Annotated in this window: 20 protein-coding genes and 1 pseudogene; 10 read left to right on the plus strand and 11 right to left on the minus strand. The window is 66.9% G+C overall.

What is annotated here, in order from left to right:
• The first annotated feature begins 115 nt into the window (after window positions 1–115).
• Entirely contained in the window at window positions 116–520 is a 405-nt protein-coding gene (locus AZE13_RS25955; RefSeq protein WP_066936844.1) for a hypothetical protein, read from the plus strand.
• A gap of 171 nt (window positions 521–691) precedes the next feature.
• Window positions 692–2815, plus strand: a complete 2124-nt coding sequence (locus AZE13_RS25960) for an ATP-binding protein (RefSeq protein WP_258527998.1) — start codon at window positions 692–694, stop codon at window positions 2813–2815.
• 61 nt (window positions 2816–2876) lie between these two features.
• Here the strand turns inward: AZE13_RS25960 and AZE13_RS25965 are convergent, their stop codons facing one another.
• The 4 genes from AZE13_RS25965 to AZE13_RS25980 are packed head-to-tail and all read right to left on the minus strand — an operon-like array spanning window position 2877 to window position 5421.
• Window positions 2877–3257, minus strand: a complete 381-nt coding sequence (locus AZE13_RS25965) for a hypothetical protein (protein WP_079124372.1) — start codon at window positions 3255–3257, stop codon at window positions 2877–2879.
• Between the two features lie 7 nt (window positions 3258–3264).
• Window positions 3265–3939, minus strand: coding sequence for a hypothetical protein (locus tag AZE13_RS25970; RefSeq protein WP_066936847.1), 675 nt, complete (start codon window positions 3937–3939; stop codon window positions 3265–3267).
• A 31-nt stretch (window positions 3940–3970) separates the two neighbouring features.
• Window positions 3971–5095, minus strand: coding sequence for a WXG100 family type VII secretion target (locus AZE13_RS25975; RefSeq protein ID WP_066936849.1), 1125 nt, complete (start codon window positions 5093–5095; stop codon window positions 3971–3973).
• Entirely contained in the window at window positions 5092–5421 is a 330-nt protein-coding gene (locus AZE13_RS25980; RefSeq protein WP_066936852.1) for a hypothetical protein, read from the minus strand. Before AZE13_RS25980 ends, AZE13_RS25975 begins: the two co-directional genes overlap by 4 nt.
• A 658-nt stretch (window positions 5422–6079) precedes the next feature.
• On the opposite strand from AZE13_RS25980, the gene AZE13_RS25985 reads away from it, so the two are divergent.
• From AZE13_RS25985 to AZE13_RS34410, 8 genes and pseudogenes are all read left to right on the plus strand, one after another.
• On the plus strand, window positions 6080–6409 hold the full coding sequence (locus AZE13_RS25985; protein WP_258527999.1) for a WXG100 family type VII secretion target: 330 nt from the start codon (window positions 6080–6082) through the stop codon (window positions 6407–6409).
• 142 nt (window positions 6410–6551) lie between these two features.
• Window positions 6552–7550: a PE-PGRS family protein gene (locus AZE13_RS25990; RefSeq protein WP_107288446.1), complete on the plus strand. Its 999-nt coding sequence runs from the start codon at window positions 6552–6554 to the stop codon at window positions 7548–7550.
• A 902-nt stretch (window positions 7551–8452) separates the two neighbouring features.
• Window positions 8453–8602 (plus strand): hypothetical protein, encoded by a 150-nt coding sequence (locus AZE13_RS37110; RefSeq protein ID WP_181690449.1) that lies wholly within the window; start codon window positions 8453–8455, stop codon window positions 8600–8602.
• Window positions 8603–9010: 408 nt separating this feature from the next.
• On the plus strand, window positions 9011–9487 hold the full coding sequence (locus tag AZE13_RS37115; RefSeq protein WP_258528006.1) for an RDD family protein: 477 nt from the start codon (window positions 9011–9013) through the stop codon (window positions 9485–9487).
• A gap of 265 nt (window positions 9488–9752) precedes the next feature.
• Window positions 9753–10064 carry a hypothetical protein gene (locus AZE13_RS26005; RefSeq protein ID WP_147264723.1) on the plus strand — a complete coding sequence of 104 codons (312 nt, stop codon included), beginning with the start codon at window positions 9753–9755 and terminating at the stop codon, window positions 10062–10064.
• Between the two features lie 61 nt (window positions 10065–10125).
• Window positions 10126–11178 carry a hypothetical protein gene (locus AZE13_RS39090; RefSeq protein ID WP_066936872.1) on the plus strand — a complete coding sequence of 351 codons (1053 nt, stop codon included), beginning with the start codon at window positions 10126–10128 and terminating at the stop codon, window positions 11176–11178.
• 13 nt (window positions 11179–11191) lie between these two features.
• A complete protein-coding gene (locus AZE13_RS26015) occupies window positions 11192–11551 on the plus strand; it encodes a hypothetical protein (RefSeq protein WP_066936875.1) in 360 nt (119 codons plus the stop codon).
• Between the two features lie 777 nt (window positions 11552–12328).
• Window positions 12329–12964, plus strand: a pseudogene (locus AZE13_RS34410) (UTRA domain-containing protein).
• Window positions 12965–13341: 377 nt separating this feature from the next.
• Here the strand turns inward: AZE13_RS34410 and AZE13_RS34415 are convergent.
• The 7 genes from AZE13_RS34415 to eccB all read right to left on the minus strand — a co-directional run bounded on the left by AZE13_RS34415 (window position 13342) and on the right by eccB (window position 21170).
• Window positions 13342–14673, minus strand: a complete 1332-nt coding sequence (locus AZE13_RS34415) for a S8 family serine peptidase (RefSeq protein ID WP_079124375.1) — start codon at window positions 14671–14673, stop codon at window positions 13342–13344.
• Window positions 14674–14769: 96 nt separating this feature from the next.
• On the minus strand, window positions 14770–16404 hold the full coding sequence (locus tag AZE13_RS36450; RefSeq protein ID WP_147264724.1) for a WXG100 family type VII secretion target: 1635 nt from the start codon (window positions 16402–16404) through the stop codon (window positions 14770–14772).
• 58 nt (window positions 16405–16462) lie between these two features.
• Complete coding sequence (locus AZE13_RS26045; RefSeq protein ID WP_066936893.1) at window positions 16463–16780, minus strand: hypothetical protein; 318 nt, start codon at window positions 16778–16780, stop codon at window positions 16463–16465.
• A 2-nt stretch (window positions 16781–16782) separates the two neighbouring features.
• Window positions 16783–17913 (minus strand): type VII secretion-associated serine protease mycosin, encoded by a 1131-nt coding sequence (gene mycP, locus AZE13_RS26050; RefSeq protein WP_258528000.1) that lies wholly within the window; start codon window positions 17911–17913, stop codon window positions 16783–16785.
• Window positions 17914–18232: 319 nt separating this feature from the next.
• The gene (locus tag AZE13_RS26055; RefSeq protein ID WP_066936899.1) at window positions 18233–18526 is read right to left on the minus strand and encodes a WXG100 family type VII secretion target; all 294 of its coding nucleotides are present in this window, start codon (window positions 18524–18526) and stop codon (window positions 18233–18235) included.
• A gap of 125 nt (window positions 18527–18651) precedes the next feature.
• Window positions 18652–18975 (minus strand): WXG100 family type VII secretion target, encoded by a 324-nt coding sequence (locus AZE13_RS26060; RefSeq protein WP_066936902.1) that lies wholly within the window; start codon window positions 18973–18975, stop codon window positions 18652–18654.
• A gap of 542 nt (window positions 18976–19517) precedes the next feature.
• Complete coding sequence (gene eccB / locus AZE13_RS26065) at window positions 19518–21170, minus strand: type VII secretion protein EccB (protein ID WP_066936905.1); 1653 nt, start codon at window positions 21168–21170, stop codon at window positions 19518–19520.
• Window positions 21171–21423: the final 253 nt, after the last annotated feature.

The raw sequence follows: 21423 nt of genomic DNA on the forward strand, positions 1-21423 counted from the left end.
AATACCCGGCAATACCGACAACCCCACCTTGACGACCCGTTCGCACCCGTCATTAGACTCAGGACGCCGGTGCGGCACACGCGGTTGCTGCGCATGACGCCCTAGGGGGACTGAGATGAGTAACGAGCGAGAGATCCGGGACGAGGACCTGATGGACGTCGCCCAGGATCCGGAGCAGGCGCACCGGCTGCGCAAGGCCCTGAAGGTCCTGGCGGACAACCCCAAGGTGGGCGGCAAACTGCAGGAGATGGCCCAGGAGGTGCTGGCCGGCCGTATCGGCATGAAGGAGGCCATCCAGACACCGGGCTACATGGACGCCATCGGGGACCGGCTCGGCGAGATGCGACGGGCCGCGGAGAACCAGACGATGGCCGAGCGCGAGGAGTCGCGGACGAAGTTCGCCGCCTGGCAGCAGGAGCAGGAGACCAAGGAGGCCGAGGAGCGCGCCGAGCGCGACGGCCCGTCCCTCAACATCGTCACCGGCTCGCGACGCGGCGGCGGCCGCAGCCACCGGGGCTGACACACGTAGCAAATTCACCTGTTTACGTGGAGAATTCGGGCAGGTTTGCGCCCTTCTCGCTCTCGCCTTGAGCACATCAATCCCGAATTCTCCATAACTATCGCAACGGGCTACAGGGACAACACGCACCGCATTCGCCCCATGCGGCGGATCGATGGGGGACAAGAAAACATGAGCACCTCGGACGAAGGCAGCGCCGCCGACGGAAGCAGTGCCGCTGACGAAAGCAGCGCCGCCGACGGAAACGGAAGCAGTGCCGCAGACGAAAGAAGCGTCGCCGCACCGGCCGCCGGGTACGCACCGCATCCCTACCTCGGCGGCCGCACCGCCGCACTCCGCGCCCTCGCGGCGTGGCGTATGCGCTGGCCCGGCGCACCGCGCGTCATCGTGCTCACCGGGAACCCGGGCAGTGGGCGTTCGCGCCTGGTCACCGGCTTCCTGATGCTCTGCGATCCCGAGTACCGCAAGCAGCTGCCGCTGGACGACCTGGACCCGGCCACCGTGCCCCCGGACCTGCCGGCACCCGCCGTACCGAGCCCCAGGGGGCGCACCGCGGCACAGGTGCTCCAGCTCCTCACCGAACACTTCGGCCTTCACGGTGAAGACATCTTCACCGAACTCGCCACTCGTGCGGAGCCGGTGAGCATCGTGGTGCCGGACGTCGACCGGGCCGGTCCGGTACGCGCCGCGCACGAGCCGGCCCGCCTGGTACGGGACGTGCTCACGCCGCTCGCCGCCACCGAAACGGTTCAGCTGCTCGCCGACGTACCCCGCGAACTCGCCGCCGAACTGGCCGGGGCACTGCCGCACGGACAGGCGCAGATCATCGATCTGGACGCCCCCGAGTGGGCCGACCCCGAGGGCCTGGTACTGCACGCCGAGACCGCCCTCGACCCCGCGAACGGCGCGCCGGACCTCCCTCACCCCCTCCCCCGCACCACCGACCCGGCAGTCCGCCGGGCGCTGGCCGAGGTGCTGGCCGAGCGGGCGGCCGGCAACCGGCTCACCCTCCAGCTGGCCGTGCGGTCGCTGCTCGCCCAGCCCGGTGGCTTCGATCCGTCGGATCCGGCGGACGCCGCCGCTCCGCTGCCGGGCAGCGTCGGCGAGGCACTCGACCTGCACGCCCGCCGCCTGGGCGCCGATCCGCAGACCCTGCGGCTGGTGCTCGCACCGCTCGCCTTCGCGGAGGGTGCGGGGCTGCCGGTCCAGCTGCTGGCGCCGCTGGCGACCGCCGTAGCGGGCCGCGACATGAACCAGGCCGTCGCCGACGGCTTGCCGCTGGCGGGCCCGTTCATCCAGGGGGCCACGGGAGACACGCCGAGATCCGGTGGCGACGGCGGCCGCCCGCTGCTGCGCCTGGCACACCCCGGCATCGCCGAGGAGATCCGCTCCGGTCTGCCGGACGTCCGGGACGCCCAGACCAGGATCGCGATGGCGCTGCTGGAGGCGGTGCCCCAGCAGGACTGGTCCCGCGCCGACCCGTACATCCGCGACCACCTCGCGGCACACACCCTCGAAGCCGGCCTGCTCCCCCAACTCCTCACCGACCCGGGCCTGTTCGCGCACGCCGACCCGGCGGCACTCCAGGCGGCCGTCGAAGCCGTACCCCTGGAGCAGCTGGGCGCTCCCGCCCGTACGTATCTGCGCACCGCTCCGCTGCTCACTCGTACGCAGGCACCGGCCGTCATGCGGGCGGCGTACCTGGAGTCCGCCTTCGTCGAGGACGGGCTGATGCCCTACGCGGAGGCACTGCACGAGCTGGGCCTCGACCTGCCGTGGCGCACGCTCTGGAGCGCACCCCTGACCGGTGTACGCGCGGTGACCATCGGCTCGCTTCCCCAGAACAATGGGGACGGCGGGGACGATGGGGACGGTGAGGGCTATAGGGACGGCGGGAACTATGGGAACGACACGGATGACGCGGCTCCCCGCCCCGTCGCCGCCTTCCTCGTCCCCGAAACCACCCCGGGCGCCCGTACGCTGCCCGGCCCGGCCGATGGCTCCGGTCCGGCGCTCCTCCTCCACGACCTGCTCACCCCGGAGTATCTCGACGCCGACCCGTCACACGTCGTACCGCTCTCGGAGGAGGCCCTGGCCGCCGCGCCCTTCGGCCTGCGTCACGGCGCCGACGCGTTGCGGGTCCGGGCCCGTGCAACCGAGGAGGTGCTGACCACCCTGGTGTCCGACACCCCGATCACCGGCGCCGCCCTCTCACCGGACGGTGTCCTCGTCATCGCCACCGAACGCGGCGTCACCGCCCGGCAGATCCGCACGCCCGCTCAGGACGAGACATGATCGCCCCTCAGGACAGCAATCATCCTCAGGGCAACAACCGGCCCCAGGGCAAGAATCGCCCTCAGGGCAACAGGAGCCAGTCCGAGGTCAGGGCGGCCGCCAGCCCGATGCCGAGCAGCCAGGTGCCGAGCCGGGTACGCCCATGCCGGCTGAGCTCGATCACCACGCCGCAGAGCACCAGCGCGGCTCCGTACACCCCCACCACCAGTACCGACGTACGCGATGCCAGGCGCACCACCAGTACCGCCGCCATCGCGGCCATCAGCACCGAGGCCAGGACGATGCGTATGCGCCGCGCCTGACGGGGAGTCAGCCCACTGCGGCCCTCAGTCTCCTCGGATCCCTCAGTCTCCTCGGGTCCCTCAGCTGCTTCAGGGTCCCCAGTTCCCTCGGAGACGGGCTCTTCACGGGACTCTGACTCTTCCTTAGCGCGTTCGCTCATGAGCGCATCATCCCCCTCGGTGTGCGGCGGCGACGAACGCCTCCATATGTGCGCGCACCGCGCTGCCCAGGGCGATCCATGAGCCGTCGACGAACGTGACATCGAACCGCCCCCGGGCCGCCAGGGCCTTGGGGTGCGGGTCGATACGGGCGATGTTCGGCCGGGGCACCGCCGATCCAACAGCCCACTGCGGGGCGGCATCCCGCCGGCCGGTGCCGTGATCCACGAGCAGGATCAACCGGCGGTCGGTCAGCGCCTGCCGCCGTGGATCACCGCCGGCGTTGGTCAGATTGACGAGGAAGCGCCCGGCCATGCTCTGCCAGCCGCCGTCCATCACCGTGCCCCAGATCGCCTTCTCGACGGCACGGTCGGCGGCATGGTCCAAGGCATCCGTGGTGCGCTCGATCCGATCCCCGACGCGCCCCGCGGCCCGAGTGAGCGGGTTGTTGACCAAGCGGCTGCCGGTCACCGCCTCCAGCGGACGGGCCACCTTGCCCAGTGCGTTGCCCAACACGCCCCGTACCCGCTCTTCGAGCTTCGACTGAGCCGGTGGGCCCTGCGGCGTGCGCAGCTCGGCCGGGACAGAGGGCAGCGCCGTATTGGGCCAGTAGTCACAGGCGATGACCAGCCTCTCGCCTGGATGAAGAAAGGGCAGGAAACAATCGCGGTACTCGGGCTTCATACGGCGCGACTCCTCTCGTCGAATGCGGGCGTCAGCCGAACGGGTTGTCGGGATCGCGGGGCTGCTGGGCTGCGGCCGGGCGCGGGAAAAACCGCGGGTCATTTTCGACCGCCGGTTCGCGGTAACGGCTGAGCGGGTCCTGCGCGACGGGCGCCGGATCCTTCTCAACCGCCGGATCCCGGTAACGGCTCAGCGGATCCTGCGCGACGGGCGCCGGGTCGAAGTCCGACACCGGCGGCAGATGGTGGCTGCCGGGAGCGGCGGTGCGCTGGCCACTGCCGCCCGCACCGGACGGGGCCTGCTTGCCGCTCAGCGCCTCGTCGATCTTCTCGGCAGCCTCGTCGATCCCATGGCTGATGACGGGCTGCGCCGCGGCGCCCACCGGGTTCCCGGTGAATCCCAGACCGTGCATCACACCCTTGGCGCCGTGCTTGATCGCCTTGTGCGTCATCCTGGCGCCCTGGGAAATGGCGAACTTCTCCGCCTCGCCGGCCTCCTTGATGTGCTTCCACGTCAAGGGGTTGTACCGCTTGACCTTGGACAGCTTCTTGGCCTGCTTGAGCATCTTCAGGATATTGGCGAGGCTCTTGAGTTCCGCGGCAAGGTCGTACACGACTTTGGCGATCCGGGACGTGGCGACGCTCGCCTCGGTGGCGGCCATCGCGGCTTCGGCCGCCATGGACACACCCGCGGTCACCACGGACAGCGCCACCGCCGCGGCCAGCGTGATCAGGGCCCACTCGATGAGTTCACGGATGACGGCCTCGACCATCTCCTGAGCCATTTGGGCCTGCTCGGCCGCCTGGTCCAGGACATCGGCCGTGGAGTCCATGTCCGCGGCTTCCGCCTCCATGGCGGTTTCCAGCTCGGCGAGGTGGTTCTGGAACGCCTCGGCGGCCGGGCCGGTCCACTCGTGCGACAGATCCGCGCGGTCACGGCGCTGGTCGGCCACGATCTCCCGGAACTCGGACGCTTTCTCCCGCCACAACTTGGCCGCTTCTTTGAGCGTTTCCGGATCGCCGGTCACGCACTCCAGCTGGTCGGCGAGCGGTTCGACGAGCGGACGCATGATGCTGTCCACCACATCGCTCATCCCGCTCATCCAGTCGTTGACCTTGTTATAGGCGCTGACCGCCGTCGACGCGGGACCACTCATCGACTACCGCCCCCCGAGTGCACGTTGCGCAGGGCCGAGACAGTCTCGTCGTCGCTGCTCTGGTAGGACTGCGCCGTGTCGGTGACGGCCTCGCCGATCTTCTCCTCCAGCGTGGCGAGGGATTCCAGCGCCTCCAGAACGTGCTCTTGCCGGTCCTCGTAGTCCTTGGCTATCTCGTCCGACTCCGGCAGCTTCCCGAAAGCCTCTCGGTGCACCGAGTGCGAAGCGAGGCTGCTACGGATCGCCCGCAGTTTCTCGGCGCGCTGCTCGGAAGTTTTGGCAAACTTCCGCAGCGCCTCCTGGGCAGCGGTGAATTGCTCCGCCACAGGTCTCCCCCCATTTTTCGTTGTGAGCGTGCGGCCAAAGGCCGATCCTAGCAATGACTTCGGACAGCAGTGCGGTGCCCCATCTCTTAGGCGGAGCACCGCACCATCAATTCCCAGCTACCGCAAAGACAACATTCCGCCCTTAAGAGGGCGTCTCACGTTGGTGACGCACCGATCCACGGCATCGCGCATACGCGTCCGCCCCGTCGAGCCGTCGCCGCGCGCGGCGGTGCGCCACCACCCCGCGAACGACCGCGAACGACCACCTCGAAGCCACCACCTCGAAGCCACTGAACGACCGCCTCCGGAACGGCCCGAAGCCGACGAGCAGGCAGCCGAGCCCGACCAGACAGGCGAGACAGGCCACCCGCCCCGCAACCCAGCCGAGGCATACGGCACTGACGCATCAGCCCTCCCCCCCACCGCACCAATACCCCAATGCCCCAATGCCCCAATGCCCCAATGCCCCAATTATTCAAAAAAGTCCACAATCTCCTTCCGGCCCAACTCCACATCTCCTCCACGCCACTCCACACCCCCGACACCTTCTCCCGCCTCGCCCCCTCGCGGTTGACACGGCCGCGCGCAGACCGCCTAAACTGAGAGGGATAGACGTGGCAAATGCGCTACGCGGCAGGCGGAAATACCGGGGGTCTTGGTGTCGGGCAAGGCATTTGATGTCGATCCGGATGTACTGCGGACACAAGGCAATGCGTTCGTCCACATCGGCAACGACTTCTCCAAAGCCTCGAAGAAACTGCAGGATGACCTCAAGTCCCTCGGGGACCCCTGGAACGACTGCGACTTCGGAACGATCTTCGACACGATCTACACGCCCATCCGGGACGGTATGTTCACGTCGATGGACTCCCTGGGGGAGCGAATCGAAGAGATCGGCGACAAGCTCCAGCACATGGCCCGCAAGTACGCCGACTCCGATGAACAGAACATCCACACCATCAGCGCCGTGGGCCGCCCGGCCATCTGAGGCACTGCCTTCCCGTGAAGGCGAGAGCGCCCGCCCCTCACTTCACTCCACGCCGCCCCACCCGGCCTGCCCGGCCGGCCCCACCCTCCACTCCACCCACCATCCCGCCACAACCGCACGGGGGACGACCACTGTGTCACTGATGCTGCCAGGCGAGCTCGTCTGGGTGCTGGATCTCCTCGGATACAACTGGCCGAACGCCGACGAGGAAAAGCTCCACGAATGCGCCCAGGCCTGGCGCAACTTCGCCGAGTCCGTCAACCAGGCGGCGTCGTCCGGCACTTCGGCGTCCAATGAAGTCGTCTCCGCCAATTCCGGCGAAGCGATCGAGGGCTTCACCAACGAGTGGGGCACTTTCACCGGCGGCGGGGACAGCGGCGACAACTACCTCCGTGACGCGGCCATGGCCGCCGAGGCCATCGCGATCGCCTTCGACGCGGCCGCCATCGCCGTACTGGCCGGCAAGGTCGCGGTCATCACCCAACTCGTCATCCTCGCTGCCGAGCTCATCGCAGCCCAGGCCGCCGCTCCCTTCACCCTGGGCCTGTCGGAACTCGGCGCGGCCGGCGCCACCCAGGCGACCCGCGTGATGGTCCGCGAGATCCTCGAGAAGATCAAGCGCGAGGTCATGGAGGCGGCCACCAAGGCGATGGAGCACGCCACCAAGGACGCCCTCAAGAAACTGGCCAAGAAGGCGGTGTCCAAGGAGACCCGAAAGGTCGTCGCGGACTACGCCAAGAAGACGGTCAAGGACACGGTCAAGGAGACCGCCAAGAGCGCGATCGTCGACGGGGCCAAGGAGAAGGCCACCGAGGCCGCCACGGAGATGGGCCAGAACGTCGCACAGCAGGGCATCGAAAGCCACTTCGGCGCACGCGACGGCATCGACTGGGGCGAAACCGCCGACATCGGCAAGGAGAAAGCCGGCGAATATGTCGACGGCGTCAAGGAAGGCGCCCAAAGCCTCACCGACCCCAAGACCTACGTCGATCACGCCAGGGACGACCTCACCCAGCGCGGCCTCGACCAGACCCAGAAACAGGTCGACCAGCGCACCGGCGGCGCCGCCACCCGCCACCAGAACGTCACGGACGGCGCCCGCTCCGCCGTCGAGGAACAGGTCCGCTCAGTCTTCGGCTGACCGGGCGACGACCGCCCCATCACACCTGCCGAACCGCCGCCCCGCCCAGCTACGCGAAGCCACCCGGCCCCGACCAAGCGCCCCAGGGCCGCTGCTCCCGACCACCTGGTCCCCCGCAGCGGCCCTGCCGCCATTCCCCGCCCCTTCCCTCCGCTCCCCGGCGTGCTAGCTCGCCCCGGACGATCCCGCCGACCCACTCGGCCTCGGAACGAGCCGGCCGAACGCCGCACGGGACAAGGCCCTCGACACGCTCGCCAAGTCCCTCAAGGACACATACGAAGAGGCGTACCCGAAGCCCTTTCAGGGGCAAGAGATCAAGAACCGCGCGAGGAGGCTCTTCCACGACCTGATGAAGGCGCCTTCAAAATAGGCCCCTTTTCGGGGCCCGAGAACTACCAGGTGGTCACCGACTTCCGCGGTGCGACCGAGCCCGATCGACGGTCCTCAAGCAGGCGCACGTGCTGGTCGTTTCGAACAAGAAGCACCGGAAGGACACGGAGCGGTTCACACCCTATATTTCTCGTGCCGCTGACGACGATGTCGAGGCCTGGGAGAAGAGCGGAGCGGACACTTCCAGGACCTCCAAGGGCGCACTGACCGTGCTGGAGCCCGATCGGACGGTGTACGAAAAGTTCCACCGGGGTGAGGGGGTCACGACTCCCTGAAGGCCGGCGTCAACCTGGCCCTTCCGAAACACAAGGCCGAGTAGAAGGACAGCGCGCAGTAGGCGGTTCCAGAACGTCATGGATTCGTCCCAGCGCCGCTTCACCTCACCCACCACGTGGCAGCGCGGCCGCCTCAGTCGAAGACTGAGGCGGAACGACCCCTGAACGGTTACAACTTCGGCCAACGGCAAGGAACGCCATACCAACTACGCACTTGCCAGACGGGTGATCCAGTACATGGTGCACAGGTACGGCGAGAAGGCCACCTTCAACTTCGTCACGGCCGAGTACGCGAACCCGGTGAAGCCGCACGAACATTTCGTGAAACACCTGGGAGTCCAGCGCCAGGAATTCTTTGGCGGCTGGCACGCCTACGTCCGGGGCTGAAGTGCCCGGCCTCGGTGGTGTCACCAGCTGACGTGCCATGCGGCAGCGCCAAGGCCCCGGTGCCGGGCCTCCTCCCCAGCACAGGACCTCGGCATGTGGACACAGCGGCCACGTGGACAGCACAGTGGAAGTGTGGACACCACGGTGAAGACGCCGATGGCCCACCAGCGCGTGTGCTACGACTTCTCCCTGCACTTCTCCGCCCGTGGCTGACGCCCCGGCCCGTGTATGAAGGGATCCGTATCCGTGTCCGACCGATACTTTCCACCGCCACCGAATGAGCAGCACCACCAGCAGCCGTATCAGCAGGCTGCGCCGCCGCAGACGCAGTACGGGCAGTACTCGTATCAGCAGCAACCGCCGACCCCGTATCAGCACCAGCATCAGTACGAGCCGCCGACGCCGCCTATGGCGGCGCCGCGTATACCGCCCGCGGCCACTAATACATGGCGCCACCTCGTGGCAGTCGCAATCGACGCCGCGCTGGCCGCGTGCCCCGCATACATCGCCTCTGTCATCGCCGACGGAGTGCAGCAGCAGATATACGCCATATCCATCGCGTTTTTCGGGGTCTCTTTCCTCAACCACGTCCTCGTGACCCGCGTCTACGGCGCGAGCCTCGGCAAGTTCGCCACCCACACCCGCGTGATCACGGCCACGGACGGCAGCCGCCCCCGCCTGCCCCGCTTGGTCCGCCGCTGGCTGGGCGGGTGCCTCTTCGCCGCGTGGTCACTGATCGACCGTTGGGCGAAGGATGAGGAAAGGGACCGTACGGACGACTGGCGACCCAATCGTCCAGGGCCGGACCTTCCCAAGGACTTCTGCGGCGTCCGCCTGGTGCGCCTCTGTGATCTACGGACAGCCGGCTCTATGCAGGCCAAGTAGGAACTGCGCGAGGACTGACTTCAGCCCAGCCCATCGGCGGGTCCTGGCCCTGAAGCCGCGTCGCCGCGAGCATTCTTGACGACCGTCGGTTCTCCACGTCCACGCCGTCCATCCCACGCCCTTGACCAGCGTCTCAAATGCATCCTGGTGCGGGTGGCGACGACCGTACGCCTGTAGGGTTATCGGAATCCTATGTGCTTGCGCAGCACATAACGAGGCGAGCGACGGGGGGCACCTCATGGCAAGTTCTGGCTACAACATCGATGTGGACGTTCTCAAGGAGCAGGGCAAAAGGTTCGCGGACCTCTCCGCCGACTTCGGTGCAGCAGCTACGGAGTTCTCGAGCAAGGTGACCGAGTGCGAGACGAGCTGGGGGACGGACAGCGTCAAAATCGTCAAGACTCTCCTCGACGGCTACAAGCCAGTGAGCGCGGCCATCCAGAAGGTTCTGCCCCGCCTTGAGGTCGAACTCGGCGAAATCGGGAAGAAGCTCACCCAGACCGCCAACGAGTACGCGGCCGCTGAGCAGGAGCAGATCACAACCCTCTCGAAGGCTGTGCCCGGGGGCCACTCCTAGCCGCTCTTCCCGACTCGAGTCTCGCCAACCATCAACACCTTTGCTCCTGGGGGAGTACGCCTTGTCCATCATGCTGCCTGCTGAGCTCGACTGGCTCTTGGATCTGCTGGGCTTCGAGTGGCCCAACCTCGACGAGGACAAGATGATGGAGGCGGCGCAGACCTGGCGCACCTTCGGTCAGGCCTGCCAGCAGTGCCAGAACAGCGGAACGTCCGCAGCCAACGAGGTGCGCAGTTCCAACTCGGGTGACGCCATCGAGGCCTTCGGGGAGGCCTGGGGCAAGTTCACTGAAGACGGACTCATGGGTATGGGCTACCTGGACGCCCTGTCAGATGCGGCCGAGATTCTGGCAGCCCTGCTCGATATCTGCGCGATGATCGTGCTGGCGCTGAAGATCTATGTCATCGTTCAGCTCATCGATCTGGCCATCGAATTCGCCATCGCCCAGGCATCGGCCCCGATCACCCTCGGGGCATCCGAGGCGGCTCTGGCCGGCCGGGTCGTGATGATCCGGGCGCTCGTCCGGCGGGCGCTCACGGAGGCCGGGCAAAAGATTGCCGCAAAGGTCACTGAAGCCCTGGAGCAGAAGGCGGTCAAGTCCGTCACGGAGATTCTCAAAGATATCGGGAAGGAATCCCTGATAGCGGTCGCGAAGGAGGGCGGCAAGCAAATAGCCCAGGGCAAAGGCGCCAACTGGGCGGACCTGGGACGGGCGGCGGTCAATCCGGCACTCAAGCCGGTCGCCGGCGAAATCACGAAGGACAAGGACGGCGAGTACGGCTTCAAACCCGGGGGCCTGGGGGCGGTCGCCGCCGGCGCCTATCACCAGGGCGAGGGCCTTGGGAGGATCGCGCAGGGGGATGTGTCCGGAGGCTTCGAGAAGATGCGTCAGGGACACAGCGAGGCGGTCGGGGGAGCCAGGACAGCCTTCGAAACCGTCACAAAGGACAAGCCAGCGCCGGACGCGGGAGGGGCGCCCACACCGAGTCCGTCAGGTGACGAACGCCCGGCTCCTGCCCGGCCCACCCCTGCCCCCACGCCGGCCCCGCCCACGACCCCGGATACGCCCAGCGCCCAGGCCGAGCGTGAACGGGCCCGTAACACCTTCGGCTGACAGGAACCCCACAATGCGCAGCAACCACAGCGATTCCGGTGCCCTCGGCGAGCGCGACTACCCCATCGAGGAAAAGGACCTCACCGAGGAACAGAACGAGCACCTCACCAAGTCCCTCCGGGCAGTTCGCGACAACTCCAACGCACCCGACGCACTGAAGGAGTTGGCGCGGAAGATGCTCAGCGGGCGGCTTCAGCTCAAGGACGCCCTGGACGACCCGGACGGAAACCGCGCGCTGGTTGCGGGGCTGGCCCCGCTCAGGGATCAGTGGCGGTCGATGTCTCCGCAGGAGCGTCAGGCCGTCCGAGAGCGGGACCCCGACGAGGACGCCCGGCGCGGGGACCTCGATCCCCGCCGCGCCCCGAGGCGCTGATCGGCGGCGGCTGGACCGGCACTGACGCACGGCACCGGGACAGCTTCAGGGGCCTGCGGGAGTACACCGCAGGCCCCTGAAGACTGCACTCTTCGTGCACTCGCTGACTCTGGTGCCCTTGGCTTGGCGGCTGTTTCTTCCGGCGTCGCGCTGAGGTCGTCATCCGAAGGGCCACGCCGGTGGTCGCAGGCCCTCACCCTCGTCCGCCGACGTGTCGCCATCGGCGGACGAGACTTGCGCGTCCCGGCTCCAGGCGATCCGCAGAGCATCGTCCAGTGACTCCGTCGCCCTCTGCAAAGCGAAACGGATCAGCCGGGCTTCCGCGTCCGGGGCGGCCAGTACCCCCTTGGCTCACATCAGCACCACAGTCGCCGAACTCATCAACTCGCCCTCGACGCGGTCAGCCAGCCGGGAGAGCAAGCCGTTGCCATCGGAGCTGAGGACGCATCGCTTCCCACCCCTCCCCGGTCCCGGGCAGGAGCCGCGAGGAGGAAAGGAGAGTCGCCTCCACGGCGCGGCAGCTGGCGTTCCTGGGAATCCACTCGGATCTGCTGACGGTTGGCTGGCATGCGCACGGATCACCGACTTTGCGGGGTGACGACGCGATGACACGGGCAGACGCACTGCTCATCCGTCACGGGAAGCAGGAGCGGTGCGCGCCTGGGCTGAGCCTCCCTGCACTCGGCATGTCTGCCTCTGCGAAAGGCCGACGACCGGTACGGCGCGGGTGCGGGCGCAGGTGTGCCGCGGCGCCCCTGCCACTGCGGCCGCGTCGGCATCAGCAGGTCCCCGCGAGGTCGAGAGGCTGATAGTGATCGAGGGGCACTCGGGCGTGTAGCTGTCTGCCGCCGCACGGTGCGTTCCGTCGGGGGCAGTACGTACGGCCGGACAAGGGCGGTGTCCTCTCCACTGAGGAAAAGGCCCCCGTTCCACGCGGACATGGCCGCTCTCGGGAAGCACGGATCCTGGGAGAGCCGCACCGAAGCCAAAATTCCCGCCCCCCGCAGCCATCGCTGAGCGACTCGGCGTCGCCGAAGGGGACCTCTGCGTCCGCACGACGTACGAGTTCTTGACTGACGGCAAGCCCATCCCGTTGTCGACCAGGTGGGAGCCGTACAGCCTCACGGCCAGCACTCTCGTAGTGCTGGCCGAAGGCGGGCCTTACGCCGGGATCGGCGTGGTCGGCCGCATGGCCGAGATCGGCATCACGGTCAGCCATGCCGTGGAGCGGCCGGAGCCAGGAACGGCAATGCCGAGGAAGCACACCTCCTCGGCATTCAACGGGGCGCACTGGTCACCCGCATCGAGCGGACGTATTACAGCGACGACGACCAGCCGGTCGAGACCGCGGACATCGTACTGCCCACTGCCTTCTGCGAGATCGTTTACGAAGTGCCGATCAATCGGAGATAGCACCTGCCGGCCGAACTGCACAAGACCAATCGCTCGTGGCTTCACGTAACTTGACGTGGGCGGAGCGGGCTGCCAGGGCCTGGTGCCGACGAGCTCCACACGCTCACGACCCGCGTCGATCTCGGCGCGGTCGCGCGGCTGGTCGCCTGGCCAGGTCGCTCACGGTAGGAGCGCCGAGCCGCCGGGGAAAACCCGCCACGGCCCTTGGCGTTCAGCGCCAGCAGCAGTCTCGCGTCCTCCAAAAGGACAGCAGGACCGTCCCCCACCAAGGGCGCGACCTGACGCCTTGGGGTCCGCAGCACAAATGCTGCGGACCCCAAGGCGTCCTTCTGGCCTCCTACCTCACGGCCGCATCAGACACGAACCGCGCCGTACTCTCACTGCCCCGGTGGCTGGGTGGGCGGAGCCGGTGGAAATGCCCCCGGAACACCAGGCTGCTGCTGGTACGGGCCAGGTTGCTGCTGATACGGACTGGGCTGCTGAGGGAAGCCGGGGCCACCGAAGCCGCCTCCAGGGCCACCGGGAGGCGGACCATTGCGCCCGTTCTTCTTCTGCCGCACCACGACGAGGACGACAACAGCCGCGACAACTACCAGAACACCGGCTGCGATACCCACGATGGCACCGGTACCGAGCCCGCTGTCCTTCTGCCCGCTCGCCTGGTCATCCCCCGCACCCGGAGCGCTCGGCACACCGCCGTTTGACGCCGGTCCGGCCTCAGGAGCCTTCAGCGGGCCGTTCTTCGGGCCTGCCGGGATGTCAGCAGTCAGTGCCTTCAGTGGCTGGATGAAGCCGTACCCGTAATGCGGGTCTGGAAGCTTAAGACCTTCCTTGCCAGGCGGCAGACCAGCAGACTTTACGAGGCGATTGGCGATCTGACCTGCGGAGAGATTGGGAAACTTGGACCTCAGGAGTGCCGCAGCGGCCGAGACGTACGCCGTTGAGTCAGAAGTACCGTCAGCCACCCGATAGAGACCGGGAGTGGCAGAAGCAGACGTGATCTCCACGCCGGGGGCTGAAAGCATCAGTTGGCTACCCGAGTTGGACTTCGACCAGACCTTTCCAGCCTTATCCACTGCCCCGACGGAAACGACCCCAGGCACAGAAGCCAATTCGCTGATCTTGCTCTGCCCATCGTTTCCTGCACCAACTACAACCAGTGCATCCTTCTCGAGCGCATATGCCAGCGCGCTCTTGTCAGCCTCGCCAACATAGTAGGGGTTGAGCGAAATGTTGATGACTGACGCGCCCTGATCGACCGCATACCTGACCCAGCTACCAACACTGCTACCGCTGGCGTCATCTCCCCCTCCTGGCACTGCAACAGGAAGGATTTTCGCATCGGGGGCGAGCCCCATTACCCCATCGGAGTTCCCCGCACCATGCCCATGTCCAGCGATAAGAGACGCCATGCCGGTTCCATGATCACGCGTCCCCTTTTGGTCGCCACGCCCACCGTCGACGAAATTCTTCCCAGGTAGCACATTACCTTTCAAGTCCGGGTGGCTACCGTTGACAGAATCATCGATTACTGCGACAGTGACGCCCTTTCCTGTGGATTCCTTCCATACGCTCTGAGCGTCAAACGCTTTGAGTGGCCATTGGTCGTCCCTGTTCTGGTCTGCCAAAGCGGTCGGGGCGGCGCTGAAGAGCAGCGCTCCCGCCGCCACCGCGCTGCCCACTGCACGCAGCGTCCGCGTGAAGCTCATGCCGATACACCTTCCCGTAGCAAGCTGGGGCCCGCAGCCCGAAGACTGCGGGCCCCGTTGTTTCCGCCTAGCGGCTCATACCCAACCGGCAGGTCCCTACTCGATGACCTTGGGCGCCAGATTACGCTCTGGCGTCCAGGTCTCCTCATCTTCTACCAAGTAGTCCGGACGCTGTCCGTTCTCGTTGTTCTTGTCCTTGCCCTTGGCGCCATGAGCGCCCGGAGCACCCATCATTCCTGCCGGACGGCGACCACCGGTGGCACCCTGTTGCGTACCGCCACGGCTGCGGTGCAACCCCGAGCCACCCTGCGTGCCTGCTCCGGCCTTGCCTGCCTGGCCACCGATCACGCCGCCCTTCTGGCGGGCAAGCGAACCACCGCGTCCGGCGCCCCCTGCGCCCTTGGCACCAGCGCCCTTGCCGGCACCAGCAGCGCCAGCCATTCCTGGCATGCCAGCCCGACCAGCACGAGCACCCGCACCACCCCCGGTTCCGCCGGCACGAGCACCACCAGCGCCGCCCACCATTCCGGGCATGCCTGGGCCACTGATACCTGGTCCAGCCCCTGAGCCTGCACCAACGCTACCGGCGCCTGCACCCAAACCTCCGGTGCCTACGCCTCCGCTGATGCCCCCGCCACCACCGCCAGTCTTGAGAGCACTTCCACCAGACAGGCCATCAAGCCCAGTTCCAATGTGCGGGGCCCCGGACCCGCCGTGCGGTGCCGGTGCCGTCGGCATACTGCCGATACCGCCGTTGATGCCGTTCGGTCGCGGCGCTTCCATCGGCTGGGGAGATGTGTATCCCCCACCCTTCATACCGGGAATCTTCGCTCCACCTACACCCGGCTTCGGCCCAGAGGGCGGAGGTCCGTACGGACCAATCGGGGGGATACCGCCACCGTCAGGGCCATTCTCTGGCGCCTTGATCCGATCTTCATCGACCCTGGGGGGCACCAAAGCCTTCACCCCAGCCCGGTACGTCGTCCCCAACTGCTCCATGTAATGAGCAGCCTCAAGCTGCCGCTCCTTGCCGAGCGACAGTTGGTGACGGTTCTTGCTCATCGCATCCCAGATGCTCATCTTGGGATTCTGAAGGTCAACCTTCAGCTGCGAGTCATCGCGCCCGTCACCGCCGACCATTCCGCCCACAAGACCGCCGACAAGGGCGCCGCCACCTCCAGGGAGGATCGTATTTCCGATTGCTGCACCCTTGCCGACACCGGAACTTGCCTTGTCAGCCAGCCAGTCTTTCTTGCTCTCCCAGTCGCTCGGCTCCTTGACGTCTTCGACGAACTTCTGGACTTCCCCGAGGTTCTCGCCGATCTGCTTGAGGACCTCGCCGACACTATGCGGGTACGGAGCCAGGTTCGCGAAGTTTTCGCTGATCTTTTGAGCCGCTGTGGCGAACTGATCCGCGGAAGAGCCGTGCCACGTCTGCAGGACCTTCGTCACCGCATCGTCGAACTTCTTCTTGATTCCGCCGTCCCAGCCCTCACCGACGAGTGCGATGCGAACGTCCCGCCAGCCCTTGGCGACATTGGCGACCTCACCCGGGTTGGCGCCTGCCACCATCGCCTTCAGGTCGTTGAGCCCCTTTTCGGTGAACTGGGAACGGCTCGCGATGACCTCGTGGTCCACCTCCTGAGCCGCACCCGACCCCTTTGCCGGCCTCTTACGTGGCTCCGGTGCCTGGACCTTTGCCGGATTGAAATCGCTTTCCTTGGCTGTCATCTTCTGTCCCCCAGTCCATCAACGTGACTCATGCCTGGCTTCGCCCCACCGACGGACATCACTGACCAGTCATCTTGATCGAATTGTCCGCCTCGGCGTCCTGGTACGCGCCCCTGACCTTGGACGACTTCGTGCCGAACGTGTCCACGAGTCCCTCGACCATCTTCATCATCTTCTGGATGTCGGCCTTCACCTTGTCGTGAGCGGCGTACAGCACCGTCGCTTCCTTGAATCCCTCGCCCAAGGAGCCCTGAGGAAGGTAGGTGCTGTTCTCGGCTGTGCTCGTCGAGTCGCCCATCTCCTTGAGGACATGGTTGAGTTTCCTGATGACCTGGTCCAGTTCGTCCAGATCGACGCGATACTGCCCTTGAGCCACGATTAAGCCTCCCCGTGTGTTGTCAAACCAGTCTTCCGTCGCCAGTCGCGCATCGCAACGGCGGAGCCCACTACCGCGGCGACCGCCAGGAGGCCGGCGCCGACGATGTAGATGGAGATGCGGGCGCGCCGGTCCTCGGGGCTTTCGCCCGCGGTGACGGCGGCCGGCTGGATGTTGGAGCCGTCGGCCACGCTGGAGGGCTGGCCCGGCTTGGGCGGGGCGGTGGGTGCGGTGTCGTCCTTGAGGGCGGCCACCGGGTCGACGACGCCCCAGCCGATGAAGTCGTCCCGGTCCCTCTTCACGCGCTCGGCGGTCTGCTCGAGGTGCCAGATGAGCTGCTGCGGAGTCCAGTCCTTGTGCCGTGCCTTGAGCAGGGCCGCGGCGCCCGTGACGTACGGGGCGGCGAAACTGGTGCCCTGGTCCACGCAGTTACCGCCGTCGGGAACGGTGGAGACCATGTCGACACCTGGGGCGGCGATGTTGACGAACTTGCCCGACTGGGAAAAGGGTGCTCGCTCGTTGTTGCGGTCCGAGGCCGCCACCGCCAGGACGTTGGAGTGGTCGTCCGAATAGGCGGCGGGGTACATGCTCTTTTCGCCGCCGTCGGCACCACCATTGCCGGCCGAGGCGACGATCAGGATTTTCTTCTGCTCGGCGTAGGCGACGGCTTGCTCGAGCACGGGCAGGAGCCGGCGGTCGGCCCCGGTGCCCTGCGAGATGTTGATGATGTCGACGTGTGCGTCGACGGCCTGCCGGATGGCTTTGGCGAGGCTTTCGGCGGTGCCGGCCTTCTCCTCCGAAGTCTGCTGGAACGGGATGACCGTTGCCTCGGGGGCGATGCCGAAGAATCCGGAACCGGGGAGGGGCCGGGCCGCGATGATGCCGGCCACCTTGGTGCCGTGGCCGACCTTGTCGTCGGTCGGCTTCCCCTTGACCAGGCTCTCGCCGCCTGCGCCGATCGCGCCTTCGAGCTGCTTGTTGCCCGCGTCGATGCCCGTGTCGATGACGCCGACCCGGATGTCCTTGCCCTGGCCGTGTGCCCACATCTGAGCCGTCAGGAGGCGCTGCAGCGACCAGGGGGTTTCTTTGATGTAGTCCGAGCCGAACTTGCATTCACCGCTGTTGAGCGGCATGTTCTCGTCCGCGACCGCCGGCGCGGCAGTGACGGCCGACAGGCCGACTATGCACGCCGCTGTGGCCAGTACGCCCGCCGCTCGTCGACGGTGCCCGGCTCGGTGACCAATGGCGCGAGATCCCACGGGTTGTCTGCTCTCCATGTGTGGCGTAAGGGGCGGGGGCGGGGCGGAACGAAGGAGCCGGAGGCCCGGCGGAGCGGTGGCGTGGACGGCAGAAGGGCGAGCGCACTGGTGCAGCGCGCTCGCCCTCATTGACCACTGTGCGAGCCGCGGGGGCTGCTCAGCCGATCGCCATCCGTAGCTTGCCGACCTGCGGTCAGCCGCCCCAGATGTTGGCGTTCTTGGACTCGGTGGCCTGGTAGTTCTGGGCTGCGGTGTCCAGCGCCTTGGCGATGGCCTCCAGCGTGGTGTGCAGGTGGTCGGCGCGCTGGTCCCACTCGCGCTGGCGGGCCTGGTAGCCCTCCTGCGCCGCACCTTCCCAGCTGGCGGCGATCTTCTTGACGCCGGCCTCGAGGTCGTCGAGCTGCTGGCGGATCCGGTTGGCCGTCTGCCGCACGTCGGAGCTGGCCTGCGAGATCGTCGAGAAATTGACGAGGATCTGGCCTGACATGGTGTCTCCTCAGGAGTTGATGAGCTGGTCGATTCGCATGCCGCAGCGGGCCGCCGGCGGAGTCCGCCGAGCCGCCCGCACTGCGGCTGCCGGGCACATGCGCCGCGGCTGGCGGCGCGGCCCCATCATCCGAACGGGGAAGCCGAGGCGGAGATGTGCGAGATCGACTGCGCCTGCTCCTCTTCGGAGGCGGAGTAGTTCTGGGTGGTCTGGTCGATCGCTTCCTTGATCTCACCCAGAAGCTGGTTGATCCGGTTGGCGTCTTCGTTCACCTGGGACTGCAGCTGGTTGTACTGGTTGGCCGCAGCGCCCTTCCATCCGGACGTGATCGTGTCGACGACCGAGTTCAAGCGCGAGATCTCGCCCTGGATCGACTGATTGACCGAGGCGATCTTGCCGCTGAACGCGACCATCTCCTCCTCGGTGGTTGTGTACTGCTGACCAGCCATAGTCAACGTCCCCCATGAGGCTCGTACGTCATACCGCGCCGACACCGGCGAGCCGGCTTGCGTGGTGGGCATCTCCTGCTGACGCCTCCGACCACTTTACCCACTCCGCACCGCCGTTCCCAACAGCGGGTCGTCCGTTGTGACGGGATCACAACACAGGCAACTCCCGCTCAGGGGAATGCCGTTCATGGAATTCGGGCAGATGCGGCGCTATCGGTCAGAGGGGAAAGGCGAGAGAAAGGGAGAAGAAGGGTGAGTGAAAGGCACATGCCGGGAAGGGCGCATGCGGGGAAGGGCGCATGTGGAGAAGGGCGCATGTGGAGAAGGGCGCATGCCGGGGAGAAGGCTGCGGGTGAATCGGAACTCGGGGCGCGGAGGCCGTACGTACCAGCCGTACCGATACGCCTTACCCGTTACCCGTATAACCGCTACCCGTGTAACCGGATCCCCGTGAACGGATTTCGGTACGGCTGGTACGTACCAGAGGTGCGGCGTCGTCGCCGCACCTCCCGCACTTCCCGTACGGCCTCCCGGCGCCGCCCCTACGAGCTCTGCGGCTTCCGTGCGCTCTGGACGTCCAGCATCGGGCCCGCGGGGAGCAGCTGGGACCACGCCTTGAGGATCATCGGCGGGTGTGCCGACTTGTAGCCGAGGTGGAGCTGCGACTTGCCCTGCTCCTGGTCGGCCTTGCCCGCCTTGTCGCCGCCGTCGTTGTTGGCCGGGATGGAGTAGCGCAGTCCGGTGTCCGTGACGAGGAACAGGCTGCCGGAGGTCGCGGAGGTGGTGGCCGCCTCCCGGTACAGCAGGCCGCTGCCGGGGGTGACGTACGCGCTGGCGCCCGGTGCGATCTTGGCCGGGTAGTCCTTGCCGGCCCAGGTCTGCATGTTCGGCACACCGTTCGGGAAGCCGAGCAGCTTGTTCGCCTCGCCCGGGTACTTGGTGGTGGTGCCCTTGTAGACGCTGCAGGAGACGCCGTTGGCCGCGGACGATCCCAGGCCGCCGTTCCCGGATTCCCGCTTGAAGTCGTTCGCGGCGGAGACGACCTCGGTGGGCCACGGCATGTCGATGTCGGTCTGCGGGATCTTGCCCATGAAGGACTTCGCGTGGCCCGCCTCGTCCATTTTCGGGGAGATGCTCGCGGCGGAGACGCCCTGGGGCTTGAGCTCTCCGCCGCCCGCGTGCAGGTCCTGCGCGTTCTGCCCTTCGAGCAGGAGCTTGGCGACGAAGTTCGAGACCTTGTAGACGCCGTCGGCCATGACGACGTACTTCTGCTGGCCTTCGTTGGTCTGCAGGACCGTACCGATGGTCCGGTACTTGTCCGGCACATCCAGGACGGGGGTCTGCTGACCCGCACCGGGGACGACGGGCATGACGACCGGGACCGGGCTCGGGATGAGGGTCGCCATGAACTCCGCGGTGACCTTCTGCGGCTCGGTCTCCCCGAAGACGATGCGTTCGAGGTCGCGGTTGGTCTTCTCCGGTCCCCCCTTCGGACCGAGCTTCCCGCCGAACGAGGAGTCGAACTGGAAGGCCATGCCGTTCTGGTCGACCAGCCAGCGCAGGCCCTTGGGGTCCTCGACGTAGAGCGCCTGGTGGAGGTCGAGCTTGCCCTTCTTGGGGTCGTTGATGGCGTCCCTGTCCTTGCCGGCCAGCACGAACACGGCCTGCTGGGGCTTGCTGTTCTGACCGCTGCCGGGGCGGTCGCAGACGGCCCAGGTCTTCGGCGCGTCCGCGTCCTTGGCGGTCGGGAGCCGGTCGGGGGCGTACGGGATGCCGACCGCCGGGCCGTGCGGAAGCTTGCCGTCCAGCTCGGCCTCCTTGACCTTGACGACCTGGAACTTGTCGGGGTCGAGAAGGAGCTTGGCGGATGCCAGGTTCAGGATGGGGTGCAGGAGTTTCTGCTTACGGCCATTGGCGTCCGTGTTGTTGAGGACCACATAGCGCGTGGTGGATTCGTCCCCGACAATGACATTTGCCCCGACCGTGTCCCATCCCTTGGGCGCAACCGGCTTGATAATGCCACAGGCGCCGAATCCCGCGAGGATGAGGACACCCATCACGATGCTCGGCACCACCGCTTTGAGCGGCCGGGGGGCGCTCTCGATCGATCCGTTCGGCAGCGGCTTCAAAAATGCCGCATTCGTACGCTTTCGAGCGAACGAATACGCATTCAGCTCGTCCCGACGTGATGCCATTGTCGCTTTCTCTCCCCGCCTGTTGGATCCACATCGAACCGCCCCCGGCACTCACGCCGTAGCGCCCTCTACTATGCCGTGTGTCGATCGACCCGTACGGTACGGGTGCCACCTTCCCACGCACCAGTCCAGGCGTCAGTCCAAGCACCAGTCCGAGCAATCAGTCCGAGCAATCGGTCTCAGCGGCGGCCGTTTCGCCCAGAGGCCCGGATCGCCGGTACCAGATCACCAGTAGAGGAGCAGGCCGGGGGAT

The organism is Streptomyces sp. NBRC 110611 (assembly GCF_001590865.1).
Classification (GTDB): Bacteria; Actinomycetota; Actinomycetes; order Streptomycetales; family Streptomycetaceae; genus Streptomyces.

Coding starts and splice junctions, on each gene's coding strand:
- AZE13_RS25955 (WP_066936844.1), top strand. CDS start 116: ATGAGTAACGAGCGAGAGATCCGGGACGAGGACCTGATGGACGTCGCC.
- AZE13_RS25960 (WP_258527998.1), top strand. CDS start 692: ATGAGCACCTCGGACGAAGGCAGCGCCGCCGACGGAAGCAGTGCCGCT.
- AZE13_RS25965 (WP_079124372.1), bottom strand. CDS start 3,257: ATGAGCGAACGCGCTAAGGAAGAGTCAGAGTCCCGTGAAGAGCCCGTC.
- AZE13_RS25970 (WP_066936847.1), bottom strand. CDS start 3,939: ATGAAGCCCGAGTACCGCGATTGTTTCCTGCCCTTTCTTCATCCAGGC.
- AZE13_RS25975 (WP_066936849.1), bottom strand. CDS start 5,095: ATGAGTGGTCCCGCGTCGACGGCGGTCAGCGCCTATAACAAGGTCAAC.
- AZE13_RS25990 (WP_107288446.1), top strand. CDS start 6,552: ATGCTGCCAGGCGAGCTCGTCTGGGTGCTGGATCTCCTCGGATACAAC.
- AZE13_RS37110 (WP_181690449.1), top strand. CDS start 8,453: ATGGTGCACAGGTACGGCGAGAAGGCCACCTTCAACTTCGTCACGGCC.
- AZE13_RS37115 (WP_258528006.1), top strand. CDS start 9,011: ATGGCGGCGCCGCGTATACCGCCCGCGGCCACTAATACATGGCGCCAC.
- AZE13_RS26015 (WP_066936875.1), top strand. CDS start 11,192: ATGCGCAGCAACCACAGCGATTCCGGTGCCCTCGGCGAGCGCGACTAC.
- AZE13_RS34415 (WP_079124375.1), bottom strand. CDS start 14,673: ATGAGCTTCACGCGGACGCTGCGTGCAGTGGGCAGCGCGGTGGCGGCG.
- AZE13_RS36450 (WP_147264724.1), bottom strand. CDS start 16,404: ATGACAGCCAAGGAAAGCGATTTCAATCCGGCAAAGGTCCAGGCACCG.
- mycP (WP_258528000.1), bottom strand. CDS start 17,913: ATGCCGCTCAACAGCGGTGAATGCAAGTTCGGCTCGGACTACATCAAA.
- AZE13_RS26055 (WP_066936899.1), bottom strand. CDS start 18,526: ATGTCAGGCCAGATCCTCGTCAATTTCTCGACGATCTCGCAGGCCAGC.
- AZE13_RS26060 (WP_066936902.1), bottom strand. CDS start 18,975: ATGGCTGGTCAGCAGTACACAACCACCGAGGAGGAGATGGTCGCGTTC.
- eccB (WP_066936905.1), bottom strand. CDS start 21,170: ATGGCATCACGTCGGGACGAGCTGAATGCGTATTCGTTCGCTCGAAAG.